Here is a 20,683-nt window from a genome sequence, read left to right on the forward strand (position 1 = left end):
GATTTCCTGACGATATGCGCCAGATAATATCCATTTTCCGGTCAAGACCCGTGCGCTAGAGTATCCACCTGTCTCGATACCAGCGGTCGCTTCCATGTCTGCCTCCCCCATTGCCGACTACCACGCCTTCCCGGATGCCCAGGGCCATTTCGGCCGCTACGGCGGCAGCTTCGTCGCCGAAACCCTGGTCGGTCCGCTGCAGGAACTGGCCCAGGCCTATGACCAGGCCCGTCAGGATCCGGCATTCCAGGCGGCCTACGACCGCGACCTGGCCCATTACGTGGGCCGGCCGAGCCCGATCTACCACGCCCAGCGCCTGAGCGACCATGTCGGCGGCGCGCAGATCCTGCTCAAGCGCGAAGACCTGAACCACACCGGCGCGCACAAGATCAACAACACCATCGGCCAGGCGCTGCTGGCCGCGCGGATGGGCAAGACGCGCATCATCGCCGAGACCGGTGCCGGCCAGCACGGCGTTGCCAGTGCCACCGTTGCCGCCCGCCTGGGCCTGGAATGCGTGGTGTACATGGGCGCCACCGATATCGAGCGGCAGAAGATCAACGTCTACCGCATGAAGCTGCTTGGCGCGACGGTGGTGCCGGTCACCTCCGGCTCGGCCACCCTGAAGGACGCGCTCAACGAAGCGATGCGCGACTGGGTGACCAACGTGCAGGACACCTTCTACATCATCGGCACCGTGGCCGGCCCGGATCCGTATCCGCGCATGGTCCGTGACTTCAATGCCATCGTTGGCCGCGAGGCGCGCGAGCAGATGCTGGCCGAGTACGGCCGCCTGCCCGATGCGATCACCGCGTGCGTCGGCGGCGGCAGCAACGCCATCGGCCTGTTCCACGCCTTCCTCAACGATCGCCAGGTCGAGATCGTCGGCGCCGAAGCCGCCGGCGACGGCATCGGCACCGGCCGCCACGCCGCATCGATCGCCGCCGGTCGGCCGGGCGTGCTGCACGGCAACCGCACCTATGTGCTGTGCGACGACGACGGCCAGATCATCGAGACCCACTCGGTGTCGGCCGGCCTGGACTATCCGGGCGTCGGCCCGGAGCATGCTTTCCTGGCCGATACCGGCCGTGCGCGCTACCTCGGCATCACCGATGAAGAAGCGCTGCAGGCCTTCCACCTGCTGGCGCATACCGAGGGCATCCTGCCGGCACTGGAGTCCAGCCACGCACTGGCACAGGCGATCAAGCTGGCGCGTGAGCGTCCGCGTGACCAGATCGTGCTGTGCAACCTGTCCGGTCGTGGCGACAAGGACGTGCACACCATCGCCGCGCGCGAAGGGCTTGTGCTGTGAATCACGTGCTGCGCCACGGCGGGGCGCTGGTGCTGGTGATCGGCATGGGCGGCTGCACGCCGCCCGATCCACCGGTGCTTGCCTCGGCCCCTGCCACCCCTGCGGCGATCGCCCCGGCACGCGAACCGGCCAGCAACGACGATGAGGCCGCACATCGCCCGATCGAGGACGCGGCGATGTCCACGGCAGGCGATGGCGGCGAGGACCAGGCGGCCCGGGCGGTGGTGTCGGTGGCCCTGGACCATGCCGGTGAGGTGCTGATCGGCCAGCCCTTCAGCGAACTGCAGGGCGAGGCGCAGTGGCACTCGGCCGGGCTGGGCGAGTCGACCGCTGGGCGTTGCGAGTACTACGAGCGCGGCACGCTGCCCGAGGGCGTGGCGATGATGGTGCAGGACGGCGACGTGGTGCGCTTCGACCTGGCCCCCATTGACGATTCCGGCCAGGTGGTGCTGCAGCCGGGGCCGTTCGGCCTTCATCTGGGCATGCCACGCGCGCAGGCACTCCAGCAGTTGCCCAAGGGCGTTTCCACGCAACCCTATGGCGATGATGCGGAGGCCGGCGAGAGCCTGCTCTGGCAGGACCCCGGTTCCGACCTGGCGATCCGCGTGGAGATCGTCGACGGCACCATCTCCCGAATGTACTGGGGCGCCAGCGGCGCCGTTGACCTGATCGAAGGATGTACCTGACATGTCCGTATCCCGACTCGATGCCTGCTTCCAGCGCCTGCGCGAACAGCAGCGCAAGGCGCTGATTCCCTTCATCACCGCCGGTGATCCCTCGCTGGAGGCCACCGTGCCGGTCATGCACGCGCTGGTCGAGGCCGGCGCCGACGTGATCGAACTGGGCGTGCCGTTCTCCGATCCGATGGCCGATGGCCCGACCATCCAGCGCAGTTCCGAACGCGCGCTGGCGCGGGGAGCCGGCAGCCGCTACGTGCTGCAGGCCGTGGCGCAGTTCCGCGAGCGCGATGCGCAGACCCCCGTGGTGCTGATGGGCTACCTCAACCCGGTGGAGATCCATGGCTACGCGGCCTTCGCCAAGGCCGCCGTCGATGCCGGCGTGGACGGCGTGCTGCTGGTCGACCTGCCGCCGGAAGAAGCGGGCGACGCCCAGCAGGCGTTCGACGCAGCCGGCCTTGCGCTGGTCCTGCTGGCGTCGCCGACCACCAGCCAGGCGCGTGCCGACAAGCTGCTGGCCCTGGCCCGTGGCTACCTTTATTACGTCAGCTTTGCCGGTGTCACCGGCGCGTCCGAGCGCCTGGACAGCGATGCCGCCAGTACCCGCCTGCAGGCGTTGCGCGCGCGCGCGTCGGTGCCGGTGGTGGCGGGCTTCGGCATCAAGGATGCCGCCAGTGCCGCGGCCATGGCCCGCCAGGCCGACGGCGTGGTGGTGGGCAGCGCGCTGGTGGCGGCGCTGGCTGAAGCGGGCTCGGCGGAAGAGGCCGCGCAGCACGCCCGGGCCTTCCTCGCCCCGCTGCGGCGGGCGCTGGACGCGTAACGGTAGTGCCGGCCGCTGGCCGGCATCCTCCCGAGGGTTCGCGTGCAAGGGCTGCCGGCCAGCGGCCGGCACTACCCATTGGTCTGCACGCAAGGGCTGCCGGCCGGCGGCCGGCACCGCCCAGCACCTAAACGTACGTCCCAGCATGGTTTTTTCCGGCTGCCCCGCGGCTGGCAAGGGGGTGCACGGGCGGGGAAAGCGGAGCTAGACTGTCCGCCTTTGCGGCCCCCGGGCCGCCCTGAACGGAAGTGTCCTCCCGCATGAGTTGGCTCAGCAAGTTGATGCCGTCCGGCATCCGCACCGACAACACCCCCAGCAAGAAGCGCAGTGTCCCCGAGGGCCTGTGGGAAAAGTGCAGCAACTGCGGCAGCGCGTTGTACCGTCCGGAACTGGAAGAGAACCTGGAGGTCTGCCCGAAGTGCGGCCATCACATGGCGATCCGCGCGCGTGCGCGCCTGGCCGCCCTGTTCGACGCTGACAGCACCACCGAGATCGGTGCGCGCCTGGGGCCGACCGACCTGCTCAAGTTCAAGGACCAGAAGAAGTACAGCGAGCGCATCAAGATCGCGCAGAAGAACACCGGCGAGTACGACGCGCTGATCGCCATGCGCGGCCTGCTCAAGGGCCGTGCGCTGGTGGCATCGTCCTTCGACTTCGCCTTCATGGGCGGCTCGATGGGCTCGGTGGTCGGCGAGCGTTTCGCACTGGCCGCAGAAACCGCGGTCGAGATCGGTGCGCCCTACGTGTGCTTCTCGCAGAGCGGTGGCGCCCGCATGCAGGAAGGCCTGTTCTCGCTGATGCAGATGGCCAAGACCTCGGCCGCGCTGGGCAAGCTGCGTGAAGCCGGGCTGCCGTACATCTCGGTGCTGACCCATCCGACCACCGGTGGTGTCTCGGCCTCCTTTGCGATGCTGGGCGACATCAACATCGCCGAACCGCAGGCGCTGATCGGCTTCGCCGGCCCGCGCGTGATCGAGCAGACCGTGCGCGAGAAACTGCCGGAAGGCTTCCAGCGCTCGGAGTTCCTGCTCGAACATGGTGCCATCGACCAGATCTGCGACCGCCGCGAGCTGCGCGACCGCCTGTCCGACCTGCTGGCGATGCTGGGCCGTCAGCCGGCGCCGGAGGTGGCTTGATGGGAGGCCGCAAGTACTTCGGTACTGATGGCATCCGTGGCCGGGTCGGCCAGGGCGTGATCTCGGCCGACTTCGTGCTGCGCCTGGGCAACGCCCTGGGCCGTGTCCTGGTCGCCCAGCGCGGCCAGGACGGGCGCCGGCCGATCGTGGTGATCGGCAAGGACACCCGCATTTCCGGCTACATGTTCGAGGCGGCACTGGAAGCCGGCCTGGTGGCCGCCGGTGCCGACGTGCAGCTGCTGGGGCCGATGCCGACTCCGGCGGTGGCGTTCCTGACCCGTACGCTGGGCGTGGATGCCGGCATCGTCATCAGTGCCTCGCACAACCCGCACTACGACAACGGCATCAAGTTCTTCTCCGCCCAGGGCGAGAAGCTCGACGATGCCACCGAGCTCGCCCTCGAAGCGGCGCTGGACGTTCCGTTCACCACCGTCGAATCGGAGAAGCTGGGCAAGGCGTCGCGTGGCCGCGAGGCGGTCGGCCGCTACATCGAGTTCTGCAAGGCCAGCGTGCCGCGCGCGTTCGACCTGCGTGGCGTACGCCTGGTGCTGGACTGCGCGCACGGCGCCACCTACCAGATCGCACCGCTGCTGTTCCGCGAGCTGGGTGCCGAGGTGATCGGCATTGGCGCCGAGCCCAACGGCGTCAACATCAACGCCGGCGTGGGCTCCACCCATATCGACAATCTCGCGGCCAAGGTCCGCGAAACCCGCGCCGATCTCGGCATTGCCTTCGACGGCGACGGCGACCGCGTGCTGATGGCCGACGACCAGGGCAACCCGGTCGACGGCGATGATCTGCTGTACATCCTGGCCCGAGCATGGAAAGCCGAAGGCCGCCTGCGCGGCCCGGTGGTCGGCACGCTGATGAGCAACTACGGCGTGGAGAAGGCCTTCGCCGATCTGCAGATTCCTTTCGTGCGCAGCAACGTCGGTGATCGCTATGTGCACCAGGCGTTGATCGAAGGCGGTGGGGTGCTCGGCGGCGAAGCCTCCGGTCACCTGCTGTGCCTGGATCGGGCCACCACCGGTGACGGCATCGTCAGTGCGCTGCAGGTGCTGGTGGCGTTGCGCAACAGCGGGCAGACCCTGCGCCAGGCATTGAAGGGACTGGTGCGGGTGCCGCAGAAGACGGTCAACGTGCGGCTGGGCAATGTCTCGGCCAAGGCAACGGTGCAGGCCGACAGCGTGCAGGCCGCGCTGGCCGTCGCGCAGCAGTCAGTGGCCGGCCGTGGCCGTGCATTCCTGCGCCCGTCCGGTACCGAGCCGGTGGTGCGTGTCACGGTCGAGGCCGATGATGCATCGCTGATGCAGGACACGCTGGACCGCCTGTCCGCGGCGGTACGTGAAGCCGCCGCCTGAGGCAGCTGTGCATGCGCCCAAACAAGAACGCCCCGTAAAGCCGGGGCGTTTTTCGTTCAGGCGGCAGGGCTGCGCGAGGCTCACGGCCCCGGCACCATCTTCTTCTGCCGCGCCTTGAAGCCATTGAACAGCGGCGCGATCAGCGGGTTGTAGCTTTGTGCGATGCGCTTGCGCAACCAGCTGGCCGGGCGGTTGCGGATCGCGAAGCGGTAGATGCGTTCCGGATCGCCGCCGACCACGTTACGGCCGAACGGGTGGGTGGTGTGCAGGTAGCGGAAGCCGTGCTCGCGTGCCACCTCGATGTGGTCCTGGTCGAAATCGCCGTACGGCCAGCACAGCGTATCGGACACCTCGCCGAGCTTGTCCCGCAGGACTTCGCGCGAGACTGCCAGATCGTGGCTCAGGCCGGCACGGCGCTGTGCGCGGTCCAGGTCGTCGCGGCGCAGCCAGCGGGTGTGGGTATGGGTGTGGCAATGCACTTCGAAGGTGCCGGCGGCGATGGCCGCGCGCGCTTCGCTCCAGCGCATCATCACGTCGTCGCTGCGGTTCTGCTCGTAGATCGCCGCTTCGCAGCCGCGGTGGTCCGGCGTGGCAGGCAGCACTGCCCCGGCAAGCCCCGCATGGGGCCGCTCCGGGCCTTCGCCCATCCAGCCGGTGACCACGAACACCACTGCGTGCATGCCGTACTTCTGCAGGATCGGGTGCGCATACACCCAGTTGTCCAGGTAGCCATCGTCGAAGGTGATCACGATCGACTTGCGCGGCACCGGCCTGCCGGCCAGGAAGCCGGCGTACTGGTCCAGTGTCAGCGAAGTCCAGCCGTTGCCGGCCAACCAAGCGATCTGGCTTTCGAAATTCTCCGGTGACACGGTGATCATGCCCGGCGACGGACTGACGTGGTGGTGCATGAGCACCGGTACGGTTCGGGCATCAGCCATGTCCCAGCTCCTTCAGCCACTGGCGGTAGTAGTGTTCGGTGGTCTCACCGTGGCCATCGGGGGTGAACCGGTGCGCGCCGTGCATCCAGTCCCACCCGGCGCGGCCCATCTGCCGTCGCCGTTCCGGATCTTCCACCAGCAGGCGCAGTGCGCCTGTCAGGGCTGCATTGTCGCCCAATCGGGTGAGGATGGCATTGCTGCCATCGACCACCATCTCCGGCACGCCACCCACGCGCGTGGCCACGATCGGCACTCCGACATAGGCGGCCTCCAGGAACACGGTACCGGCCGCTTCCTTGTGCGAAGCCAGCGCGAAGACGTCGAAGCCGGCCATCAGCCGGCAGGCGCCATCGCGGTAGCCCAGCAGATGCACCTGTTGCTGCAGCCCGTGCTCGTCGCGCAGCGCCTGCAGCCGATCCATGACCGGCTGGCCATCGCCGATCACCACCAGGTGCAGGTTCGGATGCGTCCTGCACAGCGGCACCATCGCCTGCAGGAGGTCGGCATGGCCCTTGGGTTCGCGCAGCACCGCCACGCAACCGACCACGATGTCCTGTTCGCCGAAGCCGAGCTCGGCGCGCACTTCCGCGCGCACCTCCTGCAGGCATTGCCAGGGATCGGCCTTGCGGATCTCGCTCCAGCGCGGCGGGACTGCCACTGGCGGCACGATGCCGATGTGCTCGGCCGGAATGCCGCGCTCGGCCAGCAGCTGCTTGACGAAGCTGCTGACGGTCAGCACCCGGTGCGGCAGGCCGGTATAGGTCAGCAGCGAGTTGACCGGGCTCATCAGGTGGCGCGAGCGTATAACCAGCGGTGTTCCGCCCAGGCGTGCGCCGGCGGCGGCGATCAACGCGTCACGGCGGCTGGTGGTGTTGACCACGTCGTAGCGCTCGCGACGCACCAGGCGCGAGACCGACCAGATGCCGCGCAGCAGGCGCAGCAGGCCCCCCATGCGCAGGGTGTGCACGGTGAAACCGTCGTCGCGGGCCAGCTTGGCCAGTCGTGCTTCGGGCTGGCACAGCAGCGCCACCTCATGGCCACGCGCGCGCATCACCTGCATGTGGCGGAAGATGTAGATCTCCTGTCCGCCCATTCCCTTGGCGGCTTCGGTGTGCAGGATGCGCAGCGGACGGTTCATGCGGGATCGATCCTTGAGGGTCAGCGGTTGCGGAAGCGGGTCAACGCTTCCCATGCAGTGCGTACGGCAGCCGCATCAGGGGCCTGCTGGGGCAGCGGGAGGTAGTGCCGGTCCAGCGCCGTGGCGTTGCCGAATTTGTCGAACACGTAGATCGCGTCGCCATGGCGTATCGCGCGCTGCGACCAGCTTTCGACCACCAGGGCACGCGGGCCCTGCGGTTCGGCCAGCAGGTCCTGGCCGGTGCTGAAATCGCTCAGCGCGTTCTCGCAGCCCAGCGCATGGCGCATCAGTGTCGGTACCCAGTCTTCGTGCGAGCTGGTGCGGGCGTCGCGGCCAGCGGCCATGCCTGGCCAATGCAGCACGAACGGGACCTGCAGCTGGTAGTCGGAGAAGTTGCCGTTGTGGCCCCAATAGTTCAGCTTGAGGTCGTTGAACTCTTCGGCATGGTCGCCGGTGACCAGCACGATGGTGTCCTCGGCCAGGCCCTGTGAGCGCAGGTCGTCCAACAGCGAGCCGATCAGGCTGTCTGCATAGTGCACGGCGGTGCGGTAGCGGTTGAGTTCCGGCGTCGGGTCATGCTCCGGGCCAAATTTGAGGAAGTCGATGTCCGCGGCCATCGGCGTCGCCACGGGCGGGTAACCGTCGGGCATGTGGTAGGGCGCGTGGGTGGAGTCGAGGAACACGAAGCCGAACCACGGGCGCTGCGCCGCCTGGCTGGCGCGGATGTCCTGCTGCAACGCGCTGATGATCGCGCGGTCGCGGCCGTCGGACTTCAGTGCCGATGGCCCCTGGTGCAGCTGGTCGCGCACATCGGCGAATGCGGTGCGATCGAATTCCGGGCTGTACAACGGCGCACTGCCGTACAGGTGCAGGTCGTAGCCCTGCTGGCCCAGCACCTGGAACAGCTGCGAGCCACGCTGTTCGTCGAGCATGCTTGGCCAGTAACCACCGGGCAGGCCGTACAGCAGCCCGAACAGGCCGTAGCGGGTGGCATTGCCGGTGCTGAAGTGGTGATCGAACACACGCGCGTCCTGCGCCAGCGTAGACGTGTTGGGCATCAACTGCGGTGTCAGCACGTCCTGGCGCAGCGATTCCAGCACCACCATCAGCACATTGGGGCGATGCGGGTTCTGGCAGCGCAGCGGGTGCAGCGGGTACTGCAGCTGCGCATGGCGCGGGTCGGGCAGGCCGGCCTGCTGCCGGCTGACCACGCCCAGGCGCCGCATGAAGCTCTTGGCGGTGATCGGTTGCGCCCACGGCAGGTAGTTCCACTGCACGATCACATCGCGGTCGCCGCGGGCGTCGTAGTAGGCGGTGGCCACCTGGCCGCCGGCCATCAGAAGCGCGACCGCTGCCCACGCCTGCAGCACCCGTCGCCGGCGTGGCGCTGCCGGCAGCAGCTTCCAGCACGCCCAGGCCAGCAGGCCTTCGGCGGCGAAGACCGCGGCGACCAGCAGCGCGACCTGCAGCCAGGTCTTCCAGGACAGGGCGACCTGGTCCTGCAGGGCGCCGCCGAACACCATGTTCACGACCATGGCGTTGAGGTGGAAGCGGTACAGGGTGAAGACCTTGGCGTCGACCAGCAGCAGGCACAGCCACAGGCCCTGCAGGAGAACGGCGCTGATGCTCAGCGTACGGGCAGTGCGTGGCCACAGCCCCAGCAGCAACGGCAGCAGGCCGGCCAGCGCGCCGAACGCGAGCAGGTGGCCGGGCAGGGCGATCGCGAGGTAGGCCAGGCCCGCGCTGCCGCCTGGATTGTCCCGTAGCGGCACGTTGCCCAGTGCGATCGCCGCAGCCAGGGCCGCATTGCCGGCGACGAACAGCGACCACCAGGCCAGCCGGCGCCAACGCCGGGTGGAGCCTTCAAGGGCGGGTGTGGCAGGGGCGGCTGCGGACATGCGGGGCGGATTCAGGAAGCGGGCAAAGGGTCGGGCCCAACGTGACGGAAGCGTTAATCCGCGCGCGGGTCGCGCATTGTATCGGTTTGTTTCTTCGTATCGAGTGGCGTCCCCCGGGCGATCTGTCACAATGTTCAGGCGGGCCATGAATGCGCTGGCCCCCCAGACCCAATGACAAGCCAGGAACCGCTGTGAGCCAGATCCCCACCCTCGACATCACCCGTTTCGACAGCGACCGCGAGGCCTTCGTGGCCGAGCTGGGCGCGGCCTATCGCCAATGGGGATTCGCGGGCATCCGCAACCACGGCATCCCGCAGGCCGACATCGACGCGGCCTACGATGCCTTCAAGGCCTTCTTCGCCCTGCCGGAAGAGGTCAAGCGCAAGTACCACGTGCCTGGCAGCGGCGGCGCCCGCGGCTATACCCCCTTCGGCGTGGAGACCGCCAAGGGCTCCAAGCACTTCGACCTGAAGGAGTTCTGGCACATCGGCCGCGAGATCGCCGACGACTCCAAGTACCGTGACGTGATGGCGCCGAACCTGTGGCCGACCGAAGTCGAGGGCTTCCGCGAGCGGGGGTACGGCCTGTACCAGGCGCTGGACAACCTGGGGTCGCGCGTGCTGTCGGCGCTCGCCCTGCACATCGGCCTGCCGGAGAATTTCTTCGCCGACAAGACCAACTTCGGCAATTCGATCCTGCGCCCGATCCACTACCCGCCGATCACCACCGACGACATCCCGAACGTGCGTGCCGGTGCTCATGGCGACATCAACTTCATCACCCTGCTGGTGGGTGCGAGTGCCGCGGGCCTGGAAGTGCAGTCGCACGACGGCGAGTGGGTGCCGTTCACCTCGGACGCGGACACCATCGTGGTCAACATCGGCGACATGCTGCAGCGCCTGACGAACCATGTGTATCCGTCGACCATCCACCGCGTGGTCAATCCTCCGGGCGAGCTGGCGCGCCAGCCGCGCTACTCGGTGCCGTTCTTCCTGCACCCGAACCCGGACTTCCTGATCGACGTGCTGCCCTCGTGCATCACCCCGGAGAACCCGAGCCGGTACCCGGAGCCGATCACCGCCCACGGCTTCCTCGAGGAGCGCCTGCGCGAGATCAAGCTGAAATAAAGAGAAGCGAGGCCGCCGAAAGGCGGCCTTTTTCTTTGCAGGGTTGCACCCTGCACCCGCGGTAGTGCCGGCCGCTGGCCGGCAAACCCAAAGCCAAAGCGGCTCTGGGTTTCTGCGTGTTGGGCGGGGCGGCGTGAGTTGGCAGGACACGCCGTGAACCCCCAGACCGGCCCAGCCGCTGGCGGCTGTGCGTTCGGGCGCTTGCGAAGCAGTGCTTCGCAAGCAAAGCGACCTCACCCCTGGGGGCTCGATGGCGCCTTGCTCGTGTGCGCAGGACAGCGCACACGAGCAAGCGGCGATCGAGCTTACATGGACGTACTTGCAGCGCCCCCTGCGCAGTCCCACCCGCCCGGCCAAGCCCCAGATCTAGCCGGGCTCTCCGCGACCAACCAAACCCCGCCCCCCCCCCCGCCACGAGGGGCTGCGCCGTTGGCTGAAAATCCATGTAACCGCTTACAAGGAAACGGATTTTTGCCGTAACGGGTATCATGATCGGCTGACTTCACACAGGAGCCACCCGCTCATGCGCCGCAAGATCGTCGCCGGAAACTGGAAGCTGCATGGCAGCCGTCAATTCGCCAATGAACTGCTGGGGCAGGTGGCCGCCGGTCTGCCGCTGGACGGGGTCGAGGTGGTGATCCTGCCGCCGCTGCCGTACCTGGGCGAGCTGGTCGAGGACTTCGGCGGGACCGGCCTGGCGTTCGGCGCGCAGGACGTGAGCAGCAATGAGAAGGGTGCCTACACCGGCGAGGTCTGTGCAGCCATGCTGGTTGAGGTCGGGGCCCGCTATGGCCTGGTCGGCCACTCCGAGCGCCGCCAGTACCACCATGAAAGCAGCGAGCTGGTCGCGCGCAAGTTCGCCGCCGCCCAGCATGCCGGCCTGGTCCCGGTGTTGTGCGTGGGCGAGACCCTGGAACAGCGGGAGGCCGGGCAGACCGAAACGGTCATCGCCAGCCAGTTGGCGCCGGTGCTGGAACTGGTCGGTGCGGCCGGTTTCGCCAACGCCGTGGTCGCCTACGAGCCGGTCTGGGCCATCGGCACCGGCCGTACCGCCAGCAAGGAGCAGGCACAGCAGGTGCACGCGTTCATCCGTGGCGAAGTCGCCCGTATCGATGCTAGAATCGCTGATTCACTGCCCATTGTTTACGGCGGTAGCGTGAAGCCCGACAATGCCGGGGAACTGTTCGCGCAGCCGGATGTCGATGGTGGGCTGGTCGGCGGCGCCTCCCTGGTGGCCGCGGACTTCCTGGCCATCGCACGGGCGGCGGCCGCGAACTAATCCTAGAAGTATTGTCCGAGGGCGGTTTCCAATGCTGATGTTGATCCTCAATGTCGTCTACGTGCTGGTCGCTGTGGCCATGATCGCGCTGATCCTGATGCAGCGTGGCTCGGGTGCGGCGGCAGGTTCGGGCTTTGGTGCTGGTGCCTCGGGCACGGTGTTCGGTGCGCGTGGCGCTTCGAACTTCCTGTCCAAATCCACCAAGTGGCTGGCTGTCGTGTTCTTTGGCATCAGCCTCTTCATGGCCTGGTATGCCGGTCACGGTACCCGTCCGGCGGCCGACCAGGATCTGGGTCTGATGTCCGCCCCGGCAGCGACCGCTCCGGCGGCTCCGGCGGGCGAGCTGCCGGCCGTCCCGAAGGCCGATGCGGTTCCGGCCGCCCCGGTTCCGGCCGCAAATGTGCCGGCTCAGGCGGAATCTTCGGTTTCTGGTGAAGAAAAGCCTTCGGAAGGCTCCCAGAAAGACTGAAGCCGGTTACAATACGCGGCGCATCGGGAAGATAGTCTGATGTGATCGTTTGCCCAGGTGGCGGAATTGGTAGACGCACTACCTTGAGGTGGTAGCGACGCAAGTCGTAGGGGTTCGAGTCCCCTCTTGGGCACCATTTGTAAGTAAAGCGGGTTCGTCTGGCGCGCAAGGCGCCAGGCAGGTTCCCGTCCACTCCCCCATGCCAAAGCGCCTGCAGGCGCGGCGGCAGAGGCAAGAGAGAATCGCTGTGCTGGCCGAATATTTGCCGTCTCTGCTGTTTCTGATCGTTGCCACCGGTATCGGCGTTACGCTGATGCTGGTTGGTCGATTCCTCGGTCCCCGCCGCCCCGATCTGGAAAAGCTGTCGCCGTATGAGTGCGGCTTCGAAGCCTTCGAAGACGCGCGCATGAAGTTCGACGTGCGCTACTACCTGATCGCGATCCAGTTCATCGTCTTCGACCTGGAAATCATCTTCATCGTGCCGTGGACCCAGGTCTTCATGGAACTGGGCGCCCGTTCGCTGGTCACCATGGGCCTGTTCGTCGGCATGCTGTTCCTCGGTTTCATTTACGTCTGGAAGAAGGGAGCGCTGGAATGGGAGTGATTCAGACTCTCGATGGCCTCATGAACAACCCGTCGCCGGAAGGCCGGGTTGATGACATCCTGCGGCCGGAAGGCGACAACCCGCTGCTGGAAAAGGGCTTCGTCACCACCAGCGTCGACGCACTGCTGAACTGGGCGCGCACCGGCTCGATGTGGCCGATGACCTTCGGCCTGGCCTGCTGTGCGGTCGAGATGATGCACGCCGGCGCCGCGCGCCTGGATCTTGACCGCTACGGCGTGGTGTTCCGCCCGTCGCCGCGTCAATCCGACGTGATGATCGTGGCCGGTACCCTGGTCAACAAGATGGCCCCGGCGCTGCGCAAGGTCTACGACCAGATGCCGGACCCGAAGTGGGTCATCTCCATGGGTAGCTGCGCCAACGGCGGTGGCTATTACCACTACTCCTATTCTGTCGTGCGCGGCTGTGATCGCGTGGTGCCGGTGGACGTCTATGTCCCGGGCTGCCCGCCGACCGCCGAGGCGCTGGTGTACGGGATCCTGCAGCTGCAGAAGAAGATCTGGCGTACACAGACCATCGCCCGCTGACCCCTTCACCTGACTAGAGCGCGCCAAGCCCCCATGGCAGAGCAAGCATCCTTCATCGACCGACTCTCCGCACGTTTCGCTGGTGCGAAGGTCATCGTGGTCGAACCCCGCGGCGAAGTGACGCTGGAAGTGCCTGCCGCCGAGTGGCACGCCACCGCCCTGGCGCTGCGTGACGAGTTTGGTTTCGAGCAGGCCGTGGATCTGTGCGGCGTCGACTACCTCGGTTATGGCTCCGACGAATGGGACACCGCCGACGTGTCCTCGCAGGGCTTCAGCCGAGGCGTCGAAGGCAAGGCCCAGGGCCGCTTCGCGTGGGGCGAGTTCCCCACCGAGGAAAACGGTGCCGACGGTGCCCGCCCGCAGCACATGCCGACCCAGCGCTTCGCCGTGGTCGCGCAGCTGCGTTCTTACCAGCACAACCTGATGATGCACCTGCGCTGCTTCGCCCCTGACGAAGCGCTGCCGGTGGTGTCCTCGCTGACCAGTATCTGGCCGGGCCTGAACTGGTTCGAGCGCGAGGCGTTCGACCTGTACGGCGTGATCTTCGAGGGCCACCCGGACCTGCGCCGGATCCTGACCGACTACGGTTTCGTTGGCCATCCGTTCCGCAAGGACTTCCCGCTGATCGGCAATGTCGAAGTCCGCTACGACGAAGAGAAGAAGCGCGTGATCTACGAACCGGTCACCTCGGTGGAGCCGCGTGTCGGCGTGCCGCGCGTGATCCGCGACGACGCCCGCCTGCAGACCGCAGAAGGTGAGCGCGCGCAGGAGGCAGTGAAGTGAGCCACGTACACCAGGCCGGCGAAGCATTCGCCAGCAACGCCGCCGAAAGCCGGCAGGAAATCCGCAACTACACCATGAACTTCGGTCCGCAGCATCCGGCCGCTCACGGTGTGCTGCGCCTGATCCTGGAAATGGACGGTGAAACCATCATGCGCGCCGACCCGCACGTGGGTCTGCTGCACCGTGGTACCGAAAAGCTGGCCGAGTCCAAGCCGTTCAACCAGTCGATCGGCTACATGGATCGCCTGGATTACGTATCGATGATGTGCAACGAGCACGCCTACGTGCGCGCGATCGAGACCCTGATGGGCATCGAGGCGCCGGAGCGTGCCCAGTACATCCGCACCATGTACGATGAAATCACCCGCATCCTCAACCACCTGATGTGGCTGGGTTCCAACGCGCTCGACCTGGGCGCGATGGCGGTGATGCTGTACGCCTTCCGTGAACGCGAAGAGCTGATGGACTGCTACGAAGCGGTTTCCGGCGCGCGCATGCACGCGGCGTACTACCGTCCGGGCGGTGTCTACCGCGACCTGCCGGACCACATGCCGAAGTACAAGGAGTCGCGCTGGCACAAGGGCAAGGCGCTGAAGCAGCTCAATGCTTCGCGCGAGGGCTCGCTGCTGGACTTCCTGGAGAACTTCACCGTCGAGTTCCCCAAGCGCATCGACGAATACGAAACCCTGCTGACCGACAACCGTATCTGGAAGCAGCGTACCGTCGGCATCGGCGTGGTCACTCCCGAACTGGCCCACCAGTGGGGCATGACCGGCGTGATGCTGCGCGGCTCGGGCATTGCCTGGGACCTGCGCAAGAAGCGTCCGTACGCCAAGTACGATGCCGTCGATTTCGACATCCCGCTGGGCAAGGAAGGCGACTGCTACGACCGCTATCTGGTCCGCGTTGCCGAAATGCGCGAATCCAACCGCATCATCAAGCAGTGCGTGGCGTGGCTGAAGGCCAACCCGGGCCCGGTGATGGTGAAGAACTTCAAGGTCGCTCCGCCCAGGCGCGAGGACATGAAGGACGACATGGAAGCGTTGATCCATCACTTCAAGCTGTTCAGCGAAGGCTACTGCGTGCCGGCCGGCGAGACCTACTCGGCGGTGGAAGCCCCGAAGGGCGAATTCGGCTGCTACCTGGTCTCCGATGGCGCCAACAAGCCGTTCCGCGTGCACCTGCGTGCGCCGGGCTTCGCCCACCTGTCCTCGATCGATTCGGTCGTGCGCGGCCACATGCTGGCCGACGTGGTGGCGATGATCGGCACCTACGACCTGGTGTTCGGCGAGGTTGACCGGTAATGCCGTCCGCCACGCCAACGCCCGCTGCAGGCAGCCGGCGCAAGCCGGCGCCGCAGTTTCTGGAATTTCACGTTATGCATTTCGCTGAGGTCGGCCGATGAAGGCGACAGGTAATTTCGAGGCGGCGCGCGACGTCGACCCGATGGTGGTGCTGAGCGACAAGACCCGCGCTCACATCGATCACTGGCTGTCCAAGTTCCCGCCGGACCGCAAGCGCTCTGCCGTGCTGCAGGGCCTGCATGCGGCCCAGGAGCAGAACCAGGGCTGGCTGACCGACGAACTGATCGCCGGCGTGGCCAAGTACCTGGACCTGCCGCCGGTGTGGGCCTACGAGGTCGCCAGCTTCTACTCGATGTTCGAGACCGAGAAGGTGGGCCGCAACAACGTGGCCATCTGCACCAACATCAGCTGCTGGCTCAATGGCGCCGAGGACATCGTGCGCCATTGCGAGAAGAAGCTGGGCATCAAGCACGGTGAATCGACCCCTGACGGCCGCGTCTACCTCAAGCGCGAGGAAGAGTGCCTGGCCGGCTGCGGTGGCGCGCCGATGATGGTCATCAACGGTCACTACCATGAGCGTCTGACCCTGGAAAAGGTCGACGAGCTGCTGGACGGGCTGGAGTAAGGGCATGGCACATCACCACGAATCCAAGGGTCCGGTCGGCCCCGCGCCGCTGCCGCACCAGGTGGTCTATACCACCCTGCATTACGACACCCCGTGGTCGTACGAAAGCTACCTGAAGACCGGTGGCTACGCTGCCCTGCGCAAGATCCTCGAAGAGAAGATCCCGCCGGAGCAGGTCATCGAGATGGTCAAGGCCTCGGGCCTGCGCGGCCGCGGTGGCGCCGGCTTCCCGACCGGCCTGAAGTGGTCCTTCATGCCCAAGGGCAACATGCAGAAGTACATCCTCTGCAACTCGGACGAATCCGAGCCGGGCACCTGCAAGGACCGCGACATCCTGCGCTACAACCCGCATTCGGTGGTGGAGGGCATGGCGATCGCCTGCTACGCCACCGGTTCGACCGTGGGTTACAACTACCTGCGCGGTGAGTTCCACCACGAGCCGTTCGAGCACTTCGAGCAGGCCCTGGCCGACGCCTATGCGAACGGCTGGCTGGGCAAGAACATCCTCGGCAGCGGCGTGGACATCGACATCTACGGCGCGCTGGGCGCCGGCGCGTACATCTGCGGCGAAGAAACCGCGCTGATGGAATCGCTGGAAGGCAAGAAGGGCCAGCCGCGCTACAAGCCGCCGTTCCCGGCCAACTTCGGCCTGTACGGCAAGCCGTCGACGATCAACAACACCGAAACCTACGGTTCGGTGCCGGCGATCATCCGCAACGGCCCGGAGTGGTTCAAGGGTCTGAGCCTGACCGCCAACGGCGGCCCGAAGTGCTTCTCGGTGTCAGGCTGCGTGCAGAACGGCGGCAACTTCGAAGTGCCGCTGGGCACCACCTTCGACGACCTGCTGGAAATGGCCGGTGGCCTGCGTCCGGGCCGCAAGCTCAAGGGCGCGATCCCGGGCGGTGTGTCGATGCCGGTGCTGACCGCAGCCGAGCTGAAGGGCCTGCCGATGGACTACGACACCATCCGTGCTCTGGGTTCCGGCCTGGGTTCGGGCGCGATCGTCGTGCTCGACGACAGCGTCTGCTGCGTCAAGTTCGCCTGCCGCATCAGCCAGTTCTTCCACAAGGAATCCTGCGGCCAGTGCACCCCGTGCCGTGAAGGCACCGGCTGGATGCACCGCGTGCTGGAGCGCATCGTCGCCGGCAAGGCCACGATGGAAGACCTGCACCAGCTGAAGGCAGTGGCCGGCCAGATCGAAGGCCACACCATCTGTGCGTTCGGCGAAGCGGCTGCATGGCCCATCCAGGGCTTCCTGCGCCAGTTCTGGGACGAGTTCGAGTACTACATCGTCAACGGTCATTCGATGGTTGACGGCAAGAAGGTGGAGGCAGCCGCTGCATGAGCGCGCAACCCGTAAATCCGAGCGTCCCACCCGATCACGTCACCATCGAGATCGATGGCAAGTCGCTGGTCGTGCCCAAGGGCTCGATGATCATCCAGGCCGCCGACAAGGCCGGCATCTCCATTCCGCGCTTCTGCTACCACGAGAAGCTGCCGATCGCCGCCAACTGCCGCATGTGCCTGGTGGACGTGGAGAAGTCGCCGAAGCCGGCGCCGGCCTGTGCCACCCCGGTGATGGACGGCATGAAGGTCGCCACCCGCAGCGAGAAGGCGCTGAAGTTCCAGCGCTCGGTGATGGAGTTCCTGCTCATCAATCACCCGCTGGACTGCCCGATCTGCGATCAGGGCGGCGAGTGCGAGCTGCAGGACGTGTCGCTGGGCTATGGCCGTTCGGTCAGCCGCTTCAACGAGCGCAAGCGCGTGGTGCCTGACGAGGACATGGGTCCGCTGGTCGCCACCGAGATGACCCGCTGCATCCAGTGCACCCGCTGCGTCCGCTTCACCGCCGACGTTGCCGGTACCTACGAACTGGGTGGCATGTACCGCGGTGAGAACCTGCAGATCGGTACCTTCGACGGCAAGCCGCTGACCACCGAACTGTCCGGCAATGTCGTCGACGTCTGCCCGGTCGGCGCACTGACCAACAAGGTGTTCCAGTTCCGCGCCCGCCCGTGGGAACTGACCGCGCGCGAATCGCTGGGCTACCACGACGCGATGGGTTCGAACCTGTTCCTGCACGTGCGTCGCGGCGAAGTGCTGCGCACCGTGCCGCGCGACAACGAAGCGGTGAACGAGTGCTGGCTGTCCGACCGTGACCGCTACTCGCACCAGGGCCTGTACAGCGAAGACCGTGCGGTCAAGCCGCTGCGCAAGGTCAATGGCGAGTGGAAGGAAGTGAGCTGGGCCGAAGGCCTGGCCGCGGCCGCCGAGATCCTCAAGGCCAACCAGGGCGACAACCTGGGCGTGCTGGTGCACCCGTCGACCTCGAACGAGGAAGGCGCACTGCTGGCCCGCCTGGCCAAGGGCCTGGGTTCGGGCAACATCGACCACCGCATCAACAACCGCGATTTCTCCGACGCCGCAACCGCCGAAGTGTTCGGCCTGCCGCTGGCCGAAATCGAAGGCGCCGACCGCATCGTCGTTCTGGGCAGCAACATCCGCCACGAACTGCCGCTGCTGCACGCCCGCCTGCGCAAGGCGCAGACCACCAAGGGCGCGAAGATCCACGTCATCAATCCGGTGGACTTCGACTTCGCCTTCAGCATTGCCGGCAAGCAGATCGTTGCCCCGTCAAAGTTCGTCGACGCGCTGGCCAACGCCGAGCTGCGTTCGGCCGTGCAGGGCGGCAACAACACCGTGCTGATCGTTGGTGGCATCGCCGAGAACCACCCGCAGGCCGCCGCGATCCGCGCTGCTGCGCGTGAGTTCGCTGCCGCCACCGGTGCCAGGCTGTGCCGCATCCCGCAGGGTGCCAACGCCGTCGGCCTCACCCGCGCCGGCGTGCTGCCGGCCGGCAAGGACGTCGCCGCGATGCTGGCGCAGCCGCGCCAGGCCTACGTGGTGTACGGCCTCGAGCCGGGCCTGGACTTCGCCGACGCCCCGGCCGCCCGCAAGGCGCTGGCTGGTGCGCAGGTGGTGGCCTTCAGCCAGTTCGCCTGCGCCTCGACCCGCGACGTTGCCGACGTGATCCTGCCGATCGGTGCGCTGCCGGAAATCGATGCCACCCTGACCAACCTCGATGGTCGCGAGCAGTCGGCCCGTGCCGGCGGCAAGCTGCCGGGCGAGGCCCGTGAAGGCTGGCGCGTGCTGCGCGCACTGGGCGGCGACATGGCGCTGGCCGGTTTCGACTTCACCGACCTGGCCGGCCTGCGTGCCAGCCTGGCCCCGGTGTCGGTCAACGTCGCCGCTTCGGCGCAGCCGGCGGTTGCCGGCGAAGGCCTGGAAGTGGCTTCGACCGCCGCGATCTACCGCACCGATGCGGTGGTCCGTCGCGCGCCGGCGCTGCAGTCGCATCCGCTCAACAACGCCCCGCGCATCGTGCTGAACGCTGAAGATGCCGCTCGCCTGCAACTGCAGGAAGGGCAGATGGCCAAGGTCGGCACCGATGCCGGCAAGGCCACCCTGCCGGTGGTGGTCGACGCCCGCGTCGCTGCGGGTTCGGTCTGGATTGAATCGGGCCACGGCGCGACCGCGCCGCTGGGTGCCGCTCGCGTATCGGTGGTGGCTGCATGAACGAATTGCTGTTGAACGCGGTCGATCCGCTGCACCAGTGGCTGCTTGGCCTTGGTGACATCGGCGCGCTGATCTGGATCATCCTGAAGATCCTGGTGATCGCTGTTCCGGTGATCATCTCGGTGGCCTTCTACGTGGTCTGGGAACGCAAGCTGATCGGCTGGATGCACGTCCGCCACGGCCCGATGTACGTGGGCATGGGCATCTTCCAGGCCTTCGCCGACGTCTTCAAGCTGCTGTTCAAGGAAGTGGTCCAGCCGAGCAGCGCCAACAAGGCGATCTACCTGCTGGCGCCGCTGATCACCCTGGCGCCGGCCTTCGCGGCCTGGTCGGTGGTGCCCTTCGATTCGCAGATCGTGCTGTCCAACGCCAACGCCGGCCTGCTGTATCTGCTGGCGATGACCTCGCTGGGCATCTACGGCATCATCCTGGCCGGTTGGGCGTCCAACTCGAAGTACGCGTTCCTGGGCGCCATGCGCGCCTCGGCGCAGATGATCAGCTACGAAATCGCCATGGGCTTCGCCCTGGTCGGCGTGATGATCGCCTCGGGCAGCCTGAACCTGAGCAACATCGTCGCTGCGCAGGCCGGTAGCTCCGGTTTCTTCGACTGGTTCCTGCTGCCGCTGTTCCCGCTGTTCGTCATCTACTGGGTGTCGGGCGTGGCTGAAACCAACCGCGCGCCGTTCGACGTGGTGGAAGGCGAGTCGGAAATCGTTGCCGGCCACATGGTGGAGTACTCCGGCGGCGCGTTCGCCCTGTTCTTCCTGGCCGAATACGCGAACATGATCCTGATCAGCTTCCTGATCTCGATCTTCTTCCTCGGCGGCTGGCTGAGCCCGGTCCAGGGCTGGGTCGATTTCGGCAATGTCTCGCCGCTGGTCGACTGGATCTGGAAGGGCGGTGCACCGTGGTTGTTCGTCAAGGTGTTCTTCTTCGCCAGTGCCTACATCTGGTTCCGTGCCAGCTTCCCGCGCTTCCGCTATGACCAGATCATGCGCCTGGGCTGGAAGGTCTTCATCCCGCTGGCCATTCTGTGGATCGCGGTTACCGCCGTCATGGTGTTCTTCGGCGTGATTCAAAAGGGCGTCTAA

Annotated in this window: 19 protein-coding genes and 1 tRNA gene; 17 read left to right on the forward strand and 3 right to left on the reverse strand. The window is 66.7% G+C overall.

Annotated elements, in window-relative coordinates; genetic code table 11:
• Positions 1 to 94: 94 nt before the first annotated feature.
• The 5 genes from trpB (at position 95) to glmM (ending at position 5,306) form a co-directional block, all read left to right on the forward strand.
• Positions 95 to 1,312 carry a tryptophan synthase subunit beta gene (gene trpB / locus KXV01_RS10485; protein ID WP_049414706.1) on the forward strand — a complete coding sequence of 406 codons (1,218 nt, stop codon included), beginning with the start codon at positions 95 to 97 and terminating at the stop codon, positions 1,310 to 1,312.
• Positions 1,309 to 1,998, forward strand: coding sequence for a hypothetical protein (locus KXV01_RS10490; RefSeq protein ID WP_049414705.1), 690 nt, complete (start codon positions 1,309 to 1,311; stop codon positions 1,996 to 1,998). Before trpB ends, KXV01_RS10490 begins: the two co-directional genes overlap by 4 nt.
• A 1-nt stretch (position 1,999) precedes the next feature.
• Positions 2,000 to 2,809 (forward strand): tryptophan synthase subunit alpha, encoded by an 810-nt coding sequence (gene trpA, locus KXV01_RS10495; RefSeq protein WP_049438796.1) that lies wholly within the window; start codon positions 2,000 to 2,002, stop codon positions 2,807 to 2,809.
• A 260-nt stretch (positions 2,810 to 3,069) separates the two neighbouring features.
• Positions 3,070 to 3,945: an acetyl-CoA carboxylase, carboxyltransferase subunit beta gene (accD, locus tag KXV01_RS10500; RefSeq protein ID WP_005417947.1), complete on the forward strand. Its 876-nt coding sequence runs from the start codon at positions 3,070 to 3,072 to the stop codon at positions 3,943 to 3,945.
• Positions 3,945 to 5,306 carry a phosphoglucosamine mutase gene (glmM, locus tag KXV01_RS10505; protein ID WP_049414697.1) on the forward strand — a complete coding sequence of 454 codons (1,362 nt, stop codon included), beginning with the start codon at positions 3,945 to 3,947 and terminating at the stop codon, positions 5,304 to 5,306. Before accD ends, glmM begins: the two co-directional genes overlap by 1 nt.
• Before the next feature lie 80 nt (positions 5,307 to 5,386).
• Here the strand turns inward: glmM and KXV01_RS10510 are convergent, their stop codons facing one another.
• The 3 genes from KXV01_RS10510 to KXV01_RS10520 are packed head-to-tail and all read right to left on the reverse strand — an operon-like array spanning position 5,387 to position 9,280.
• Positions 5,387 to 6,244 (reverse strand): polysaccharide deacetylase family protein, encoded by an 858-nt coding sequence (locus KXV01_RS10510; protein ID WP_049414699.1) that lies wholly within the window; start codon positions 6,242 to 6,244, stop codon positions 5,387 to 5,389.
• Complete coding sequence (locus KXV01_RS10515) at positions 6,237 to 7,382, reverse strand: glycosyltransferase family 4 protein (protein WP_049414700.1); 1,146 nt, start codon at positions 7,380 to 7,382, stop codon at positions 6,237 to 6,239. Before KXV01_RS10515 ends, KXV01_RS10510 begins: the two co-directional genes overlap by 8 nt.
• A 20-nt stretch (positions 7,383 to 7,402) precedes the next feature.
• Positions 7,403 to 9,280 carry a sulfatase-like hydrolase/transferase gene (locus KXV01_RS10520; RefSeq protein ID WP_111096895.1) on the reverse strand — a complete coding sequence of 626 codons (1,878 nt, stop codon included), beginning with the start codon at positions 9,278 to 9,280 and terminating at the stop codon, positions 7,403 to 7,405.
• A gap of 149 nt (positions 9,281 to 9,429) precedes the next feature.
• Between KXV01_RS10520 and KXV01_RS10525 the strand changes: the two genes are divergently transcribed.
• From KXV01_RS10525 to nuoH, 12 genes are all read left to right on the forward strand, one after another.
• Positions 9,430 to 10,407 (forward strand): 2-oxoglutarate and iron-dependent oxygenase domain-containing protein, encoded by a 978-nt coding sequence (locus tag KXV01_RS10525; protein ID WP_049414703.1) that lies wholly within the window; start codon positions 9,430 to 9,432, stop codon positions 10,405 to 10,407.
• A 523-nt stretch (positions 10,408 to 10,930) separates the two neighbouring features.
• Positions 10,931 to 11,686, forward strand: a complete 756-nt coding sequence (gene tpiA / locus KXV01_RS10530; protein ID WP_049415228.1) for a triose-phosphate isomerase — start codon at positions 10,931 to 10,933, stop codon at positions 11,684 to 11,686.
• A 31-nt stretch (positions 11,687 to 11,717) separates the two neighbouring features.
• A complete protein-coding gene (gene secG / locus KXV01_RS10535) occupies positions 11,718 to 12,155 on the forward strand; it encodes a preprotein translocase subunit SecG (protein ID WP_049415231.1) in 438 nt (145 codons plus the stop codon).
• A gap of 51 nt (positions 12,156 to 12,206) precedes the next feature.
• Positions 12,207 to 12,291, forward strand: a tRNA-Leu gene (locus tag KXV01_RS10540).
• Positions 12,292 to 12,402: 111 nt separating this feature from the next.
• On the forward strand, positions 12,403 to 12,759 hold the full coding sequence (locus KXV01_RS10545; protein ID WP_005417937.1) for an NADH-quinone oxidoreductase subunit A: 357 nt from the start codon (positions 12,403 to 12,405) through the stop codon (positions 12,757 to 12,759).
• On the forward strand, positions 12,750 to 13,304 hold the full coding sequence (locus KXV01_RS10550; protein WP_005417936.1) for an NADH-quinone oxidoreductase subunit B: 555 nt from the start codon (positions 12,750 to 12,752) through the stop codon (positions 13,302 to 13,304). Before KXV01_RS10545 ends, KXV01_RS10550 begins: the two co-directional genes overlap by 10 nt.
• Before the next feature lie 33 nt (positions 13,305 to 13,337).
• Complete coding sequence (locus KXV01_RS10555; protein WP_010486428.1) at positions 13,338 to 14,087, forward strand: NADH-quinone oxidoreductase subunit C; 750 nt, start codon at positions 13,338 to 13,340, stop codon at positions 14,085 to 14,087.
• Complete coding sequence (locus KXV01_RS10560; protein ID WP_005417935.1) at positions 14,084 to 15,391, forward strand: NADH-quinone oxidoreductase subunit D; 1,308 nt, start codon at positions 14,084 to 14,086, stop codon at positions 15,389 to 15,391. The genes KXV01_RS10555 and KXV01_RS10560 overlap by 4 nt, the downstream gene beginning before the upstream one ends.
• A 97-nt stretch (positions 15,392 to 15,488) precedes the next feature.
• A complete protein-coding gene (gene nuoE / locus KXV01_RS10565; RefSeq protein WP_005410460.1) occupies positions 15,489 to 16,016 on the forward strand; it encodes an NADH-quinone oxidoreductase subunit NuoE in 528 nt (175 codons plus the stop codon).
• Between the two features lie 4 nt (positions 16,017 to 16,020).
• The gene (gene nuoF / locus KXV01_RS10570; protein ID WP_005417934.1) at positions 16,021 to 17,361 is read left to right on the forward strand and encodes an NADH-quinone oxidoreductase subunit NuoF; all 1,341 of its coding nucleotides are present in this window, start codon (positions 16,021 to 16,023) and stop codon (positions 17,359 to 17,361) included.
• A complete protein-coding gene (gene nuoG, locus KXV01_RS10575) occupies positions 17,358 to 19,592 on the forward strand; it encodes an NADH-quinone oxidoreductase subunit NuoG (protein ID WP_111096538.1) in 2,235 nt (744 codons plus the stop codon). Before nuoF ends, nuoG begins: the two co-directional genes overlap by 4 nt.
• Complete coding sequence (gene nuoH, locus KXV01_RS10580) at positions 19,589 to 20,683, forward strand: NADH-quinone oxidoreductase subunit NuoH (protein ID WP_065186670.1); 1,095 nt, start codon at positions 19,589 to 19,591, stop codon at positions 20,681 to 20,683. The genes nuoG and nuoH overlap by 4 nt, the downstream gene beginning before the upstream one ends.

This window comes from Stenotrophomonas sp. Ps181 (genome assembly GCF_025697425.1).
GTDB lineage: Bacteria > Pseudomonadota > Gammaproteobacteria > Xanthomonadales > Xanthomonadaceae > Stenotrophomonas > Stenotrophomonas sepilia.